Source organism: Micromonospora sp. S4605 (genome assembly GCF_003176715.1).
GTDB classification, from domain to species: domain Bacteria; phylum Actinomycetota; class Actinomycetes; order Mycobacteriales; family Micromonosporaceae; genus Micromonospora; species Micromonospora echinaurantiaca.
In genome coordinates this window covers 1-16,881 of the sequence record NZ_QGSW01000063.1, presented here as the reverse complement: position 1 = coordinate 16,881, position 16,881 = coordinate 1, and the positions used below count along the sequence as shown (strand labels likewise).

The following is a 16,881-nucleotide window of genomic DNA, read 5'->3' as shown; positions in this document are numbered from 1 at the left end:
GCGGTAGGTGGCGGTGGCGAGGTCGCCGAGGGTGGCGTCGATGGTGGCGGTGATGTCGCGTACTGGGCGGTGGTGCTGGTGGGCGATGGTCTTCAGGTGCGCGGTGAGGGTGGTGGTGTCGTCGTCGAGGTAGAGGTATGGGGTGAGTCCGAGGACGGCGACGAGGCCGGCGAGGGCGGCGGTGTGGTTGTCGGGTTGCTCGCGTCTGGCGGCGAGGTAGCGCAGTCGGGCTCGGGCGACGATGGCCCATTTCGTGTCGGTGGCGAGGTAGGTGTCGGCGCGGACGAGGCCGCCGAGGCGTCGGCGGGTGGTGTGGCGAAGGATTCCGGCTGCGACGAGGCCGGCGCGGGTTCGGTCGTACAGGTCGTGGGCGAAGCTGCGGAGCCACACCTTCAGCGGCGGGGCCGTGTGGGCGTAGCGGATGGAGGCGAGTGCGGTGTCGGCGATCAGGTCGCCGACCGGCCGGTCGATATGCAGGCGGAGCCGTTGCTCGCCGGCAGGGTGGGCTGGGTTGATGTGGTCGAGGTTGACTCGTCCGGTGAGGAACAGGTCGATCAGGACGGCGCCGGCCAGGCCGAGGGCGAGGGCGTCGCGGTGCAGGTGTGGGTGGCCGGTGTCGTCGTCGTGGCCGAGCAGGAACAGCTCATCCCGCAGGGGTAGGCGGGGAACCGACGCCGTCACGATCCACCCCCAGCTGCGGCCGCGGTTGCGAGCTGCCGCAGCCTGTCATGCGCCCCGCCATACGGTTCGGACACGGAGGGGAGCAGGGTCTTCGCGACGGCGGCCAGGATCGTGTAGTTGGGGTCGCACACGTTGCCGATCGGCGCCCGTCCCGCCTGCGACACGAGCTGGTAAGCATCAAGGGGGTCGAGGTCGGTGAGGGTGGTGGTCCAGCCGACCAGGTCGTGGTGGGCGATCCGGTAGGCGTCTTCGAGAGGGCGGGCCGCTCCGATGGACATGATCTCGTGGTCGGTTTCTAGCCGTGGCCACGGCGTGGCCACGCCTTTGATCACGTCGACGATGAGGGTGGTGGTGGTCGCGATTTCGACGGCGACGCCGCTGGCTTCTCCCTCGCCTTGGCGGGCGTGTCCGTCGCCGAGGGCGAGCATCGCCCCGTGCATGGCCACACCCAGGTAGAGGGTGGTGCCGGCCCGTAGTTCGGGGGTGTCGAGGTTCCCGCCGTGGGTGTCGGGGACGATGGTGGAGCGGGCTTCGAATCCGCCCGGGGCGACGCCGATCGTGCCGATCATCGGGTCCAGCGGCAGGTCAACGGTGTGGTCGCTGGCGGTGGCCTGGTACCGCACGACGCCTGCGGATCGGTCGATCTCGTACACCCACACCCGCTCATCTAATGGTGGTTGAAGGGTGGGGGTGTGTGCGGTGGAGGTGAGGGCGCCGAAGTGCGGGAACGTCGCGGACACACCCCAGTCCCGGGCCGGCGTGATGGAGACGAGGTGGATGGCGAGGGTGTCGCCGGGCTCGGCGTCCTCGATGAAGAAAGGCCCCGACACCGGGTTGAGGTAGGGCATGCGGCACACCCGGGACGGCAGGTCCGCCGGTCCGCGGACGAGGCCGCCGAAGCAGTCCTCCGTGACCACCTCAAGCAGGTCGCCGGAGCGCAGGTGCGCGACGGGCATGCGGCCGCCGAAGGTGTAGGCGAACTCGTCCCGCATCGGCCGGTATACGATCGTGTCCATGCGGCTCACACCCGCTCCACGTCACGCCGCGACGGCCGCTGAACAGGCGCCAGACCCGATAGCGTCGGCCGGCGGCCGGTCGCGTAGAGGCCGGCGAGGACCAGCACGCCGAGGGCCAGCCAGGCCAGGCCGAGGCGTTGCGCGGCGATGTTGGCGTTGACCACGACGTAGGCCAGGATCGCGAACCCGACCCCGGGCATCACCAGATGCGCCCACAGGTTCCGGCTGCGGCCGCGGATCACATGGTGGACCACCACGGAGATGTGCAGGACGAGGAAGGCGACCACCGCCCCGAAGTTGATCAGCGACGACAGCAGCGTGATCCCGTCCACCCGAGTGGCCATGTACAGGCCGAGCGCGAGGGACACCGCGCCGGTGAGCAGCGTCGCGTTGATCGGCACACTCCGCCGCAGCGAAACCCTCGACAGGAAGCGGGGGAGTTGCCGGTCCCGGGCCATCGCATACAGCAGCCGGGACGTGGCGACCTGCGCGACCATCGAGTTCGGCAACCCCCACGCCACCGCCGTCGCCACCGCGCACACCGTCGCCAACCAGCTCCCACCGGCCACCGCGGCCGCGTCGTAGAACGCAGTCCCGCCCGGATCGCCGGCGGCCTGCAGTCCCGCCGGGTCGGGGACGAGCATGGCGGCCAGCCACGTCTGGACGATGAACAGCACCCCCGCCAAGACCAGGACGGCGGCCATCGCCCGGCCGACCTGCCGCGAACCGTCCCGGGCCTCCTCGGCCAGCATGCTGATGCCATCGAAGCCGAGGAACGACAACACCGCGATCGACACCGCCCCCGCCACAACCGACCAGGTGAACGTGTCCGGGTTGTAGAACGCATCCCAGCTGAACCGGCCCTTGCCCACCGCCAGAGCCCAACCCGCGACCGCGAGGAAGACCGCCAAGACGATCAGCTCACCGACCAGCATGACCCGGGTGACGACCGCGGTCATCCGGATACCAACCGAGTTGACGACCGTGTTCACCGCGACGAACCCGAGCAGCCACACCCACACGGGCACCGCCGGCACGCTCGCGTGCATCGCCACCGACGCCACCAGATACAACAGCCCCGGCACGAGCACGTAGTCCAGGAGGATCACCCAGCCGGCCAGGAATCCCATCGGTGGGCTGATGCCGCGGCCGGCGTAGTTGTAGACGCTGCCCGACATCGGGAACGCCTTCACCATCTGCGCATAGGAGAAGGCCGTGAACACCAGCGCCACCACACCGATCGCATAGGCCAGGGCCACCATCCCGCCCGAGCCGGCGTACACACTGCCGAAGATCGCCATCGGCGCGATCGGCACCATGTACACCAACCCATAAGCCAGCAGGTCTCGGAATCGGAGGTGGCGCGCCAACTCCTGTCGGTAGCCGTAGCGCGCCGCGTCGTCTTGATAATGCATCTGGCCCCATCCGATGAATGAATGTCTTTGGCGGTCACGGCATTTGTTGCTGCCGTAACGATGAATTGCACTACGCATGAAGGCTTGCGTGGATAGGCGACGTGGTCGATACCGGATATGCGGACAAAGGTAGTTGTCCGCATCGGCGTTCGTCGGCACCAGGATTCAGTCGGGGGCCCGGACCAGGATGTCAACGGCAGGGGGTGAGAGTCTCGGGCGTAGAGTCGGCTGTGCCTGAGGAGCGTGGGCGCAGGCACGATGACACCTCACCTTGCTGGCGACTCCAGCCGGGAGATGGGGGGCTGCCTGTGCGCAGCCAGAGTTGATCGAGAGGGGCCCGTGAGCGTGGCGGCAGACTTCGCCGCTGTGTCAGTGGAGGACGCTGTCCGCGCCTCCACGAGCTACGACCAGCTTCGTGCCGGCGACGGCGCTCTGTACTGGCTGGAGACTCGGCCCGAGTCTGGCGGCCACGGAACCGTGGCGAGATGGCGGGCTGGCGAGGGCGCACGCACCGTCAGTCCTGACGGTTTCGACGTGGCTAGCAGGGCGCACGCGTACGGGGGAGGATCCTTCCTTGTCGCCGAGGGCGCCCTGTGGTGTGTCGGCGACGCCGGCCTGTATCGAAGCCGCTGCGGTAGTGGACAGCTCGAGCTGATTACCGAGGGGGCCGTCGGCGACCTGACCGTCGGTGACGGCGAGTTGTTAGCGGTACGCGAATCAGATCAGGGCGACCAAATCATCGGGATGTCCCTGGCGGAGCCTACGCAAATGCGGACGCTTGCCGCATCATCGGGTTTCCTTGGTGCACCTCGGCCCGGCCCAGGCTCCTTGGCCTGGGCTGCGTGGAGCGAGCGCGACATGCCCTGGGACGCGTGCGAGGTGTGGGTTGCCCCGTACTTGCCTGGCGGGCACATCGGAAGTCCGAGGAAGGTCGCCGGCGGCCCTGATGAATCGGCAGTAGAGCCGCGATGGGGGCCAGATGAAGCGCTGTACTTCATGTCGGACCGCAGCGGCTGGTGGAACCTCTACCGGTGGAACGGCGACACCATCGAGGCGGTTGCACCAATCACTGGTGAATGTGCCGCGGAGCCGTGGGAGATGGGCTACGCGTCGTACGACTTCCTTGCCCATGGCCGGATCGCCATGGTGGTGCAGGAGGGGCCGCGGCACCGCCTCGTCGTCATCGAACCTGACGGCGCCGTTCGCCCGGTCGATCTTCCTTATACCTCGATCAAGCCCTACCTAGCGGCGCAGGACACGACAGTGGCGCTGATCGGGTCGTCACCGACTGCCGCTCCGCAGGTTGCGGTGGTGCACCTCACCGATGACGATCCCCGGTTGGAGGTGCTCGCCAGGTCGGAGCACGCGGGACTCTCCCAGGCGCAGGTGTCCACGCCGACGGAACTACGGATTAATGTCCCCGGTGGCCGTGAGGTGCTTGCCCTGGTGTACCCCCCCACGGGCTCGGCGGCGGACTGGCGTGCACCGCTGATCGTTCGTGCGCATCCTGGGCCCACCGCCTCCTGCCTACTGCGTTTGGACTGGCAGGCGCAGTTCTTCACCAGCCGCGGCTTCGCCGTGGTCGATGTCGATTATCTGGGCAGCACGGGGTATGGCCGCAGCTTCCGGGAGTCGCTGTACGGCCGGTGGGGCCTTGACGACGTGGATGACTGCGCGGCTGTAGCGAACCACCTGCTGGAGATGAGGCGAGCGGTGCCCGGCCAGGTCTTCATCCGTGGTGCCAGCGCGGGGGGATACACGGCGCTACACGCAGTCTCGAAGGACGGTCCGTTCGCTGCGGCCACCGCAGTGTCTGCGATCGTCGATCCGGACCGGTGGGCGGAGACCGTACCTCGCTTCCAGCGGGCGCACGCAATGCGGCTGCGGGGCGGCGCGGGCCGGGTCCATGCCGCCACTGTTCAGCGTCCTGTTCTATTCATTCACGGCACGGCTGACGAGGTAGCCGTCGTCGAGGATGTGCAGGAGCTCGCCGATGAGTTGGTGGCTCTCGGTGTAGGGCACGAGTTGCTGCTACTTCCCGATGTTGGTCATTACGTGGCGACGTCCAACCGGGCGGGTGCGGCATTGGAGGCAGAACTGGCCCACTACCGGTCGGCGATGGCGGCCCCAGCGGCTGTCAGCGGGGATCACAGGGCCGCCATCGGCAGCTGCTGGCGCACATAATCGCTGAGTTCACGAACCTCCGGTTCGCATCGGTAGGGCTCAAGGTCGGCTTGAACCTCAACGATGCGCTGCAAACAGCGGTGCGACGTAGTCCGCGCGGCGTGGTCCACCGCCGTATGGGCGGTGGCGCACGCTTCGTCGATTTTGCCGTCGGCAGCCAGCGACGAGGCCAGGAGTGCGGTGTCGATGGCGAGTCGGCGGACGTGTGTGGGACTCAGCTCGGCGAGGGCTTCCCCGAGGTGCCGTTGGGTTTGCTGCGGTCGGCCCAGGTCGTGGAAACAGTGGGCGATCTCGTCGGCGAGGTACGCAGGGGTGAAGTACCGGATCCACGATGGCTCGTCCTCAGGTTTGCTGCGGGCCAGATGCCTCTCTGCGATGTCGAGGTGGGTCAGGCAGTCGCCCTCGTGTCCGAGGCGGGCGTGTGTCCGTGCCACCACGGCGTGCAGGGCGGCTGTGACGGCTGGCGTCGCCTGCGGCTCACTTCCTCGCACCGCCGTGAGCGCCATCCGTAGCGCTGGCTCTGGGTGACCACAATGCAGGGCCAGGTGGCCGATGTTCACGGCGAGCAGGTAGCTGCCGAAGAGACGGTCATCGCCGGCCTGTGTCAGCCGTAGAGCGCGTAGGTAGCGACGTTGCGCGAGACCGTGGGCGCCCGTGTCGACCGCCTGGTATCCGCACAGTTCGAAGAATCCCGCCGCCAAGGTGTAGAGGTGCCGACCGATCGCTTCCGAGGCGGGCGGGCTGGCCAGTAGCCGGTTCAGTTCCCGTTCGACGTACCGCTGCACCTGGGCGTGGACTCGTCCGGCACCGTGGGTGTGATCCAACTGCCGGAACATCGCCAGGGCGGTCTCAGCGGAGCCGAGATCCTCTTCGCAGACCTGATCAGACGAACCGGCTCGGCCGGCCACGGACAGACGGGGTCCCGCTGAGGCGTTCAGCCAGTCCAGCGCGGCGCGGTCAAGAACGCCGGGCTGGAAGGGAACACGGACGACCATGTCCGTCACCCCGGGCGGCTCCTCCGATTGGGCGGCCAGCAGGGTGCCGGCGTTGCAGGGACCGCTCGGGGAAGCTGTCCGCGTACCCTCGTTGGCGCGACGTCCCTTAAGAAGCGGAAGCAGGCGGGTCAGGGCCCCTCCGGCCGCTAATGCCCTGTCGCAGGCTTCAACGAATTCCTGGGACGGGAAACGGTCCGCTGTCTCGACCCGACGTACCAGGTCAGCGCTGAACCGGATCATCGCGCCGAGTCGCGCCTGAGAGAGGTTGGCCCGCTCCCGCAGCCGACGCAGCTCGGCACCGAAGTAGTGGCGCTCGGACAGGGACGGCTGGAGCGTCCGCGGGGTCTGACCCATAGCACCGCCTCCTCAGGCTGTTCGCACCACCATGGCGATGAGCAGCGTGGATGTCGCGCCCATAGGGTCACTCAGTGTTCAGCGCGGCGCAATCAAGAACACCCGAGATGGTAGATGCGGAAAAAGCTCATCGGCGGCGCACATGCGGACAACCGCTTCGTCCGCATGCTCGGCATTCACTTCACCGTCTCGACGGGCGAGTGTGGAGACAGGGCGCGGGCTACTCGTCAGATCCGCGCCTGTCGTGAACGAGCGCGGGGGGTTGCAGTGGCGCAGGAGACCGATCCGCCGCCGTGATCTTGGTAGACGCCGGCTGCGCCCTCGGCCTTGCCGCCATACGCATGATCCTGCCCATTGGCATCCGTGCAATCACCTGGCACCTGTGCCCGCCAGCAGGACACAACCTTCGACCGGCACCACATCGACTTCACACTTCCATGTGACTTGGCGAGTCCAGCGGCTTGACGCCCTGTTGAGCTGAGAGCGGAACGGCGGGCCATTCGATCGCAAGGCCCTGATGGAGAGGGAGAGCACCCGAAATGAGTGTCGACACGGCGAGCGGCGAGGACCTCCATGCCGCAATGGTCGATCAGCTCGTCGCTGATCACGCGGAGAAAGGGCTGAGCATGCGGCCTGACGTGGAGGCGGCGCTACGGTCCGTGCCACGCCACCTCTTCACACCGGATGCCGCGTTGACGGAGGCGTACCGGGCCGACCAGGCCGTGGTGACCAAGCGGATCGGCGACGAGGCGGTCAGCTCGGTGTCGGCACCGTGGCTCATCGCGGAGATGCTCGGTCAGGCAGCCGACGCCATTGACGGCGGGTTGCCCGGCCGGCACGTCCTCGAGATCGGCTCCGGCGGATACAACGCCGCGCTGCTGCGCGAGCTGGTCGGCCCGTCGGGCTCGGTCACGACCGTGGACATCGATCGTGAGGTGACCGACCGGGCCACCGCATGCCTCGCAGCGGCGGGTTACGACGACGTGGCTGTGGTGTGCGCGGACGCTGAGCAACCGGTAAATCCGGGCTGCACATACGACTTGATCATCGTCACGGTCGGCGCCTGGGACGTTCCCCCGGCCTGGACCGCTCAGCTCGCCGGGAACGGAACGCTGGTCGTACCGCTGCGGACGTTCGGGATGACCCGCTCGTGGGCGATGCGCCGGACGGGGGACCGGCTGGTCAGCCACAGCCAGCGGTTGTGCGGGTTCGTGTCGATGCAGGGCGCCGGGGCACATCAGGTGCGGTACGTCGACATCGCTGACGGGGTCCACCTGCGACTGGACGAGGACCAGCAGGTCAACCACCACGCCGTGGCCGAGCTGTTAACGCAGCCGCAGACGCAGGCATGGGCCGGGGTGAACCTGCCCCCTCGCACCGTCCTGGCTGATCTCGACCTGTGGCTGGCGACCCGCATCACCGATGCAGGGCAGCAATTCGTTGTTCTCACGGCTCAGCAGGAGGCCGTCGATGCGGACGTCGTCGCCCCGGCGTGGCGCTTTGGCACGCCGGCCGCCCTCGACAACGGCGCGTTCTGCTACCGCTCCGCGCTGCGCTGGACGGACGACGACATGTTCGACCTGGGCGCCTGTGCGCATGGGCCCGGCGCCGCGGTAGCGGCTGGTCGGATGGTTGGACACATGCGCGGGTGGCTGGATGCGGGAAGCCCCTCGCCGGTGCTGCACGTCCTGCCCGCTGGTACTCCCGACGGCGACCTGCCGGCCGGGACGGTGCTGGACAAGCGGCACAGCCGCTTCGTCCTCACCTTCGCCCCCGCGTAGAAGGGAACGCACGTGAACGACACCGACGCCTCGGAGTTCGCCCTGGATGTCAGCCTGGTCGACGCCGGCCCCACCGCGGGCGGCTACGCCACCGCCACCGACGACGGGTGCGGCTCCGGCAACACCGGCTCCAACGCCTGCACGACCAGGTGCGACGACGGCAACTGACCCATCCGTTCCTCTCACGATCGGGCCCGGCGTCGAACGCGCCGGGCCCGTCGATTCGGTGGTGCATCATGGTTCCCGCAGCTGGTGCGGCGCTGATAAGGATCGCCGCCTACCCCAACGGCCTCGTTCTGCCTGCCTGGCCCGACTTGGCCCACGGTCATCCGGATCAGTGGCGCGAGTGGCTGGACAAGACGTGGACGCTGCCTGATTTCGCGGCGGCTGTCACCTGCGCGGCGCCGCAACTGGCCGACCAGATCCAACGCGCCCTCAGCGGTGAGCCGGTGCCTCAGCAGCGGCTGCGGCGCCTGGTGCAGTCAGCGCTCCGGTACCTGCTGCGCTGGACCACCCGTGCGACCCCGTTCGGCACGTTCGCCGGCGTGGCCCCGGTCCAGTTCGGCGCTCGCGCGACGGTTCGCCTGGGCGAGGCACATCACGCGGTCTCCCGCCCCGATGGCCAGTTCATCGCCGAGCACACCGCGCAGGCCGAACAGGACCTGGACACTCTGCGCACCGTCGCGGTGGTGACGAACTCGTTGGGATACCGGCGCGGCGACAGGTGGGTTCTGCCCTGTGCCCACGCCAGCGCCGACCGGCGGTGGGACATCGCGGTCCGCCTGACCGGTCCGGTCCGGGCGGCGATCCAGGCGGCGCGGTCCCCGGTCAGGTTCGCCGACCTCGCCGCGATGATCGCCGGACCCGCCAGCATGGCCGACGCTGAGCGGCTGCTGGCCGACCTGGTCCACACAGGGGTGCTGCTGTCGGCCCTACGCCCACCCATGACCGCCACCGACCCGGCCGCACACGTCGCCCGCCACTACGCCATCCCGGAGCCGGGCAACCGAGTCGCCGTCGATCTACGCGCCGACATCACGGTGACCCTGCCCCCGCCGGTGCTGCACGAGGCGGAGCGGGCCGCGTCGACGCTCGTGGCGGTAGCGCCACCTCACGCGGCCGGCTGGACCGAGTATCACCATGCATTCATCCAGCGGTGGGGTCCAGGAGCGGCTGTTCCCCTCCGTGATGTGCTGAACGTGCTGTGGTTTCCGTCAGGTTACCGGGGATCCACGCGCCGCGCGCCAGCGCTGTTCACCGCCCGCGACCGGCTGCTCGGACAGCTCGCGCAGCAGGCCGCACTCGACGGCTGCGCCGAGGTGGTGCTCGACGACGCGCTGATCGACCGGCTGCGCGGGGATGACGACCGGCCACCGATCCCGCACACCGAACTGCGGTTCACCCTCGCCGCCGACACCCCGCGCGATCTGGACCGCGGCACGTTCACCCTGACGGTGCTCAGCGGATCCCGCCACGCCGGCGTCGCCGCAGCCCGGTTCCTGCATCTGCTCACCTCCGCCGAACTCGCCGGATTCCAGCAGGTCTACCGGCATCTGCCGACCGCCCTGCCCGGCGCGGCCCCGCTGCAGCTGTCCGGACCCCCGCTGGACGCCCGCCTCACCCCGGTGGCCCGGACGCCCGAACTGCTGCCCGTCCTTCCTCTCGGCGACTTCCACCCGGCGCCGCCGTACACGATCGAGGACCTGGCGGTGACCGGCGACGGACGCCGGTTGTGGCTGGTATCGCCGGCAACGGGTCAGCCCGTCGAACCGCTGCTGTTCAACAGCGTGCTGCTACCCACGCTGCAGCAACCGCTAATGCGGTTCCTGGCCGAGATCTGGACCGCATGGACGGCACCGTGCAGCCGGTTCGACTGGGGACACGCCGGCGGCCTGCCGTTCCTGCCCCGCCTGCGGCGTGGACGCACCATCGTGCACCCCGCCCGCTGGATCATCGACCACACCGCCCTTCCCGCTCCTGGCGCCGCATGGCCGCAGTGGTGTGCCGCCTGGCAGCGACACCGCCACCAGCGGCACATCCCGCAGCAGGTCCTGGTCGGCGACGACGACATCCGCCTACGCCTTGACCTGGACAACCACACCCACGTGGCGGTCCTGCGCGACCACCTCGACCGGCATCCCCGCACCGTGATCACTGAGGCTCCAGGGCCAGCGGGCTGGATCGACGACCGCCCCGCCGAACTCCTGCTCACCCTCACCCACCCCGCGCCGGCCGCCCCACCAGCGCGACCAGCCAGAACCGCCACTACCGTGCAGCACTGGCCTGGGCGGTCACGGTGGCTGGAGACACACCTACACGGCCGGCTCGACGACATCCTGGCCGACCTCGCCAGCCGCCCCGCCGACCACCTACCAGCCGGCTGGTGGTTCCTGCGGTATCCCCACCCCGAGCCGCACCTGCGGCTACGCATCCCACTTCCGGACACCGACCGCTTCGCCGACACCGCCCGCCATCTCGCCAACTGGGTCCAGCACCTGCACGATGACGCCGTCATACACGACTACAGCCTGCACCCGTACCGCCCCGAAACCCGCCACGGCGCCGCAGCGACCCTCGCCGCCGCCGAGCAGGTGTTCGCCGCCGACTCCCGTGCCGCCCTGCACAGACTCACCGGCGACCGACAAGCCACCACCGCCGCCGGAATGATCGCCATCGCCGACGGCTTCACCGGCGACGGGCCGCGCTGGCTCGCCACCCACATCCCGCACCGGACCGGTCCGCGCCTCGACCCCGCCCAGCTCGAACACGCCCGGAGCCCGGTGCGCGACGAGCGACTCGCGGCAGCGCTTGCCGCCTACCGGCCATTAATCGGCGATGACGGGCTCGACCCTGACGAGGTGCTGGCTGACCTGCTGCACCTGCACCACGCCCGCATGATCGGCGTCGACCTCACCTCCGAGCGGCACTGCCTGCGACTGGCCCGAACCATCGCCCGCACCACCCTCGCCAGGCGTAAGCCGTGACCGCGGGACAGTCCCTCGCCGGCGGCGCGGCCGGTATCGCCCTGCGGCACTTGGAAACCGGCAACCGGCCCGCAGCGTACGAGGCATTGCGCCACGCCACCGCCGGTGGCGTGAGCATCGCCGACGGGGCCAGCCTCTTCTACGGCGCTCCCGCACTCGCATTCGTCCTTGCCACCACCGACCACCCGGGGCTCGCCCAGGCACGAGCAGCCACCGCCGACGGCACCGCCATAGTGGCCCGCCGACAGGTCGACGCCGCCCACCGCCGCATCGACCGACACCGGCAGCCGCACTACGCCGAGTACGACCTCATCCGCGGGCTGACCGGGCTCGGCGTCGTTCTGCGCCGGCTCGGCGATCACGAGCTGCTCCGTCAGGTTCTGGACTACCTTGTCCGGCTGACCGAGCCGCGGGGCGCGCTGCCCGGCTGGTGGTGTTGGAACGGGCCCGAACGCCGTCCATCGCCCGTCGGCGGTCACGCGAACTTCGGCATGGCCCACGGCATCGCCGGACCTCTGGCACTGCTCGCCCTCAGCCACCGCGACGGCATCACCGTCGCCGGACACACCACGGCGATCAACCGCATCAGCCGATGGCTAGACACCTGGCAGCAGCACAGCCGCGGCACGATCTGGTGGCCGCAAACCATCACCCTCACCGACCTACACCGCGGAACACCGACCCAACAAACCCCGCTCCGGCCGTCGTGGTGCTACGGCACCCCCGGCATCGCCCGCGCCCAGCAACTCGCCGCACACGCCCTGCGCGACACCACCCGCCAGCACCTCGCCGAGACCGCATTCACCACCTGCGTCACCGACCCCGGACAACTCCGGCGGCTCACCGACCGAAGCCTGTGTCACGGCACCGCCGGACTGTTGGCTACCGCCCGCCGCGTCGCTTGCGATGCCCTCAGCCCCATACCCCTCGACCTCGTCGACGATCTCCACCGGCAGGCCAGCCCCGCCACCAACGAGCCCGAGGGGCTTCTCGACGGCAAGGCAGGAGCGAACCTCGTCACCGCCGCCGCCACCGCATGGGACGCCTGTCTCCTCCTCTCCTGAGAAAGAGCCGCCGTGGACCACACCCCCTGGCACCAGGTCAACATCACCTACCCCGGCCAGACCGCCCGGCAGCGCGAGCAACGGGCGGTCACCCACCTCAGCCGAGTGCTTCCCAAAGCCGAGACCGACGGCCTGATCACCTCCTGGTGGTTCATCCGCAAAGGCGCCTGGCGCATCCGCTACCAACCCACAAACAGCCCAGACAGCGAAGACCACGCCCGCCGTCTGCTCACCGAAGGGGTCGCCTGGACCAACGACATCTACGAACCCGAAACCCACGCGTTCGGCGGCCACGACGCCATGACCACCGCGCACACGCTGTTCCACCACGACAGCCGCCACCTCCTCACCTACCTCCACCAGCACCCCACCACCCGGCGCGAACACTCCCTCATCTTGTGCACCGCCCTGATGCGCGCAGCAGCACTGGACCTCAACGAGCAAGGCGACGTATGGGCACAGGTCGTCGAGCACCGCGCAGCACATCTCAACCAAGCACCCGCAACCGATGTCCGCACGTGGCAGAGCTTCACCGGAGACGTTCGGCGGCTGCTGCTCGGTGCGCCTCGCACCACCTCCACCTGGCACACCGCATTCGAGAACGCCGGCGCAGCCCTCCATCGTCAACGCGAAAGAGGCAGGCTCACCCGTGGCTTACGAGCAGTGATCGCATTGCATGTCATCTTCCACTGGAACAGGCTCGGCCTACCCGCCACCACCCAAGCCATCCTCGCCCAAGCGGCGCAGCACGCCATCTTCGGCCTGCCCCATCCACACCTGCCAGACTAAGGCTAGACGCACCAGGAACGAGAGAAGGACAGCGCCATACCGGAGAAGGTGGTGACCACCAAGTTCTCTCCTTCGTGGCGCGGAAGGGGCATTTGCTCGTCTTCCGGCACACCGACTTCAGCTATGAGGAGGTGGGTTTGACCGATGCTAGGCGGGGCTGGCAGCCTCCTCCGAGTGCAGGTGCACGACGAGATCCGGGCGCTGGTTGAGGCGCTGACGCCGGCAGACGAGCTGGAGGCACAGCACCAGGCAGAGTGCCTGGCGTGGCTGGCCGAGACCCACGACATCTTCCGGAGAGTGAAGCCACGTACTCCCTCGCCGCACTTGGTGGCGTACTTCCTGCTGCACGACAAGGCGGACGGCAGCGTGCTGCTGGTCGACCATCGCAAAGCCGGAATGTGGCTGCCCAGCGGCGGCCACGTTGAACCCGGAGAGCACCCAGCCGAGACGGTACGTCGGGAGGTGATGGAGGAACTGGGTGTGCCGGCAGTGTTCCATCCGCGCCTCGGCGAGCATCCAACCTTCCTCACCGTCACACGGACGGTTGGTCCGCTCGAGGAGCAGCACGTCGATGTCAGTCTTTGGTTCGTGTTGAGCGGCAGCCGCGATCAGAAATTGGTCCCCGACTCCGGCGAGTTCCGCAGCGTTCGCTGGTGGACGCCGGAGGAGGTGGCGAACGCCGACCCCGCAACGATCGAACCGCACCTGGGTCGGATGTTGGGCAAGCTGGGATCCTTCGCGCGATGGTAAGCGCCATCGCAGGGAGACCAGCTTGATCTCCTGATCCCTCGATCGCCGTGCCCGTTGCGTGCCCGTTGGCGCGGATCCGACTCACCGATGCCCCATGGGAAGGCAGCATGTCCGCCCACGGCCAGTTCACCTGGCGCTCGAACTGACCCGGCCTGCGCCTGGGCCTGGGCTCACGTCTCGCCGAAGTAGCCCTCCTCCTCGCCGAGCAGCAGTGGCACGTCGTAGATCGACATGTCTGGCCGGGCCCTGATGTACCGGACCCGGTGTCGCCACCGCTGGTGTTCGAAGGCCACGTCAGCGTCGATCTCGATCACCGTGGTGGGTTCCACCTGCACATATGGCAGTGGTTCGGGTCGGTCCAGTTGCCCGGACCAGGATGCTGGCAGCGGCTGCGGCCAGGGATGCACCGTTGCGCCGCGGCGCGGCATCGCGCGGACGGGGGACAGCATCGCCGTGAGTTCTGCCCGCTGTGTGGGGTTCGGCGGGTGGGTGCGGCCGGTGTAGCGCAGCGTTCTTCGCCGGTCGAACCGGCCGAGCAGCACGGTGTCCGGGTCGCGGAGGCTGCCGGTCACGCCACCGACGATCGCCTCGGTGGTGATCCGGGTCCGGTATTTCCACCAGCCGCGCCGGCCAGGCTCGTACCGGCCGGTCGACCGCTTGCTGACCACGCCTTCGATGCCGGTGGCGACGGTCCAGTGCGTCAGCCAGTCGGCGACCTGCCGCATGTCCGTGGTCTGTGGGGTGAGGGTGAGCTGCGCCGGCGCGCTGGCGAGTAGTTGTTCTAGCCGGTCGCGCCGCTGCGACAGCTCGCGGTTCAGGAGCACCTGTCCACCGGGGTCGGCGAGTAGGTCGAACAGCACGTAGTGGGCGGGGCACTCGCGGGCCAGGCGCAGCAGGTCGCGGCCGGCGGTGACGCGCCGCTGCAGCTGCGCGAAGTTCGTCCGGCCGCCCTGCAGCACGATCAACTCGCCGTCGAGCACCGTCCCCGGGGCTATGGCCGCGCGAACGGCCCGGGTGATGTCAGGAAAGTATGTGGTCAGGTTGCGGCCGGCCCGGGATTGGAGATACACCCCGTCGGCGTCCCGGAAGGCGATCGCACGCCACCCGTCCCACTTCGGCTCATGAACCAGCTCCGGGCCCTCGGGCACCTCGTCGACCGGCGCGGCGAGCATCGGCGCGACCGGCCGGCGCAGCACCGGTTCGGCGCCCGCCTCCGCCCGGCGGTGGGCCGGGCTCACCGCCAACGCGGGATGTGAACGCTGAACATGTCCGCCCCCTGCAGATCATCGTGGGGGAGCGACGACCACTCTCGGGTGAAGATCCGCGACAACGAATGCCTACGGCCGCAGGCGGATGCCAGCGGGCGGGGCGCCACGGCCACCATTTGGGCAGTCGGGGACCGCTTGGACAGCTAGGCGGCTCTTCGTGCGGGTCGTGACCTACGGCAGCTGGCCGGCATAGCGGAAGGTGGGAGGCTCGCCGTCGGTGCCCTGCCGGACGTACCGGTAGTGGATGACCGCGCTCGCCTGGTCGGTGGCGCCGACGTATACGCCCGTCTGCGGCAGGTCGACGGCCTGGGGCAGCGACCCGTCGGCGCCGGTTTCCACGGGCATGATGCGGCCGTCGATCGGACCGCCAACGAACCACGCCTCGACTGCCGGCATCAGCCGTCCCCCTTTCTGTTCATCCCCTGCGGGGTTCCGCGGGTCACAGCCTCCGCGGCGGGCCGTTCCGGCCCCTTCGGCCGCCCGGAAAGGGCGGTCGGAGTGGGCGTGACCAGCCATCGCCACCATACGCAGGGATCGATCTCTCTAGCGAGGGTCAAACATCGATGACGCGCGCCGCCGAGATCGTTCGTCTTGTGGCTGCCCGCCTGTTACGAAATCACCGGACCGCAGCCATACTCATCTGAGACCGTCAATGTCCGCCCGGGTGGCTCAGGAGGTTCCCATGAGACTGGCGCGACTCTTCCCACAGCACCTGGGCCTACGGTGCACCCGCGTCGCGGCAACCGTGATAGCGATGCTCGCCGGAGCCGGCCTCATCAGCGTCGGCGCCACACCAGCTGCGGCCACGCCCCCGGGCATCCCCTCGAAAGCCACCGCACAGTCACAGCTCAACGCCCTGCGAGTGGCGGCGCAGGGCTCGACCAGTGGCTACTCGCGAGACCTGTTCCCGCACTGGATCACCATCAGCGGAAGCTGCAACACCCGCGAGCAGGTCCTCAAGCGCGACGGCACCTCGGTGGTCGTGGACAGCTCCTGCGCGGCCACCTCCGGTCGCTGGTACAGCCCATACGACGGCGCCACCTGGTACGCCGCCTCCGACGTCGACATCGACCACGTCGTACCGTTGGCCGAGGCGTGGCGCTCCGGCGCCAACTCCTGGACGACCAGCCGCCGGCAGAGCTTCGCCAACGACCTGACCCGCCCCCAGCTGATCGCGGTCACCGACAACGTCAACCAGGCCAAGGGCGACCAGGACCCGTCAACGTGGCAGCCGCCGCGGTCGGCCTACCGCTGCACCTACAGCAAAATGTGGATCACCGTGAAGTACACCTGGGGCCTGACGCTGCAGTCGTCGGAGAAGTCGGCGTTGCAAAGCATGCTCAACACCTGCAGCTCCTGACCGCGCACCCCGCTCCCGGCTGCCCACAACCGCGCCCTGCCGATCCACAGAAACGTTCGTACCCGGGCGAGTGACTGCTGGTCGCCTCTCGCCCCCGGAAGCTTTCGTTCGAATGAGGTGATCTCAGCAACGCGAATGTGTTGATTGGTGCGACACGGACGAGGCCGGACGATACGGGTGCTGCTGGAAACGGGCGTGGAGCCCACGGTAGATGAGTTCTCACCACAAGATCCATCAACC

General features: G+C 68.9%; 14 protein-coding genes. 8 read left to right on the top strand and 6 right to left on the bottom strand.

The window, feature by feature from the left end; translation table 11 throughout:
- From DLJ47_RS03275 to DLJ47_RS03265, 3 genes are all read right to left on the bottom strand, one after another.
- Positions 1–681 (bottom strand): GOLPH3/VPS74 family protein (locus DLJ47_RS03275; protein WP_109898627.1); only part of this gene is annotated, 681 nt, incomplete at its 3' end.
- Positions 678–1,706, bottom strand: a complete 1,029-nt coding sequence (locus DLJ47_RS03270) for an acetamidase/formamidase family protein (protein ID WP_109898626.1) — start codon at positions 1,704–1,706, stop codon at positions 678–680. The genes DLJ47_RS03270 and DLJ47_RS03275, both read right to left, overlap by 4 nt.
- Positions 1,703–3,112 (bottom strand): APC family permease, encoded by a 1,410-nt coding sequence (locus DLJ47_RS03265; protein WP_109898625.1) that lies wholly within the window; start codon positions 3,110–3,112, stop codon positions 1,703–1,705. Before DLJ47_RS03265 ends, DLJ47_RS03270 begins: the two co-directional genes overlap by 4 nt.
- Positions 3,113–4,099: 987 nt before the next feature.
- Between DLJ47_RS03265 and DLJ47_RS03260 the strand changes: the two genes are divergently transcribed.
- A complete protein-coding gene (locus DLJ47_RS03260; protein WP_199235678.1) occupies positions 4,100–5,296 on the top strand; it encodes a prolyl oligopeptidase family serine peptidase in 1,197 nt (398 codons plus the stop codon).
- Here the strand turns inward: DLJ47_RS03260 and DLJ47_RS03255 are convergent.
- Positions 5,260–6,645, bottom strand: a complete 1,386-nt coding sequence (locus tag DLJ47_RS03255) for a helix-turn-helix domain-containing protein (protein WP_109898624.1) — start codon at positions 6,643–6,645, stop codon at positions 5,260–5,262. The genes DLJ47_RS03260 and DLJ47_RS03255 overlap by 37 nt on opposite strands.
- Positions 6,646–7,184: 539 nt before the next feature.
- Between DLJ47_RS03255 and fxlM the strand changes: the two genes are divergently transcribed.
- From fxlM to DLJ47_RS03225, 6 genes are all read left to right on the top strand, one after another.
- Positions 7,185–8,426 (top strand): methyltransferase, FxLD system, encoded by a 1,242-nt coding sequence (gene fxlM, locus DLJ47_RS03250; protein ID WP_109898623.1) that lies wholly within the window; start codon positions 7,185–7,187, stop codon positions 8,424–8,426.
- Between the two features lie 12 nt (positions 8,427–8,438).
- Positions 8,439–8,594, top strand: coding sequence for an FxLD family lanthipeptide (gene fxlA, locus DLJ47_RS03245; protein WP_109898622.1), 156 nt, complete (start codon positions 8,439–8,441; stop codon positions 8,592–8,594).
- A gap of 68 nt (positions 8,595–8,662) precedes the next feature.
- The gene (locus DLJ47_RS03240; RefSeq protein ID WP_109898621.1) at positions 8,663–11,410 is read left to right on the top strand and encodes a lantibiotic dehydratase; all 2,748 of its coding nucleotides are present in this window, start codon (positions 8,663–8,665) and stop codon (positions 11,408–11,410) included.
- Complete coding sequence (locus tag DLJ47_RS03235; protein WP_109898620.1) at positions 11,407–12,474, top strand: lanthionine synthetase C family protein; 1,068 nt, start codon at positions 11,407–11,409, stop codon at positions 12,472–12,474. Before DLJ47_RS03240 ends, DLJ47_RS03235 begins: the two co-directional genes overlap by 4 nt.
- Positions 12,475–12,486: 12 nt before the next feature.
- Positions 12,487–13,263, top strand: a complete 777-nt coding sequence (locus DLJ47_RS03230) for a thiopeptide-type bacteriocin biosynthesis protein (protein ID WP_109898619.1) — start codon at positions 12,487–12,489, stop codon at positions 13,261–13,263.
- Between the two features lie 174 nt (positions 13,264–13,437).
- Complete coding sequence (locus DLJ47_RS03225) at positions 13,438–14,013, top strand: NUDIX hydrolase (protein ID WP_233257632.1); 576 nt, start codon at positions 13,438–13,440, stop codon at positions 14,011–14,013.
- A gap of 170 nt (positions 14,014–14,183) precedes the next feature.
- On the opposite strand, the gene DLJ47_RS03220 is transcribed toward DLJ47_RS03225, so the two are convergent.
- On the bottom strand, positions 14,184–15,251 hold the full coding sequence (locus DLJ47_RS03220; protein WP_233257633.1) for an ATP-dependent DNA ligase: 1,068 nt from the start codon (positions 15,249–15,251) through the stop codon (positions 14,184–14,186).
- A gap of 201 nt (positions 15,252–15,452) precedes the next feature.
- A complete protein-coding gene (locus DLJ47_RS35605) occupies positions 15,453–15,626 on the bottom strand; it encodes a hypothetical protein (protein WP_158289769.1) in 174 nt (57 codons plus the stop codon).
- Between the two features lie 337 nt (positions 15,627–15,963).
- Between DLJ47_RS35605 and DLJ47_RS03210 the strand changes: the two genes are divergently transcribed.
- The gene (locus DLJ47_RS03210; RefSeq protein WP_109898617.1) at positions 15,964–16,641 is read left to right on the top strand and encodes an HNH endonuclease family protein; all 678 of its coding nucleotides are present in this window, start codon (positions 15,964–15,966) and stop codon (positions 16,639–16,641) included.
- Positions 16,642–16,881 lie beyond the last annotated feature (240 nt).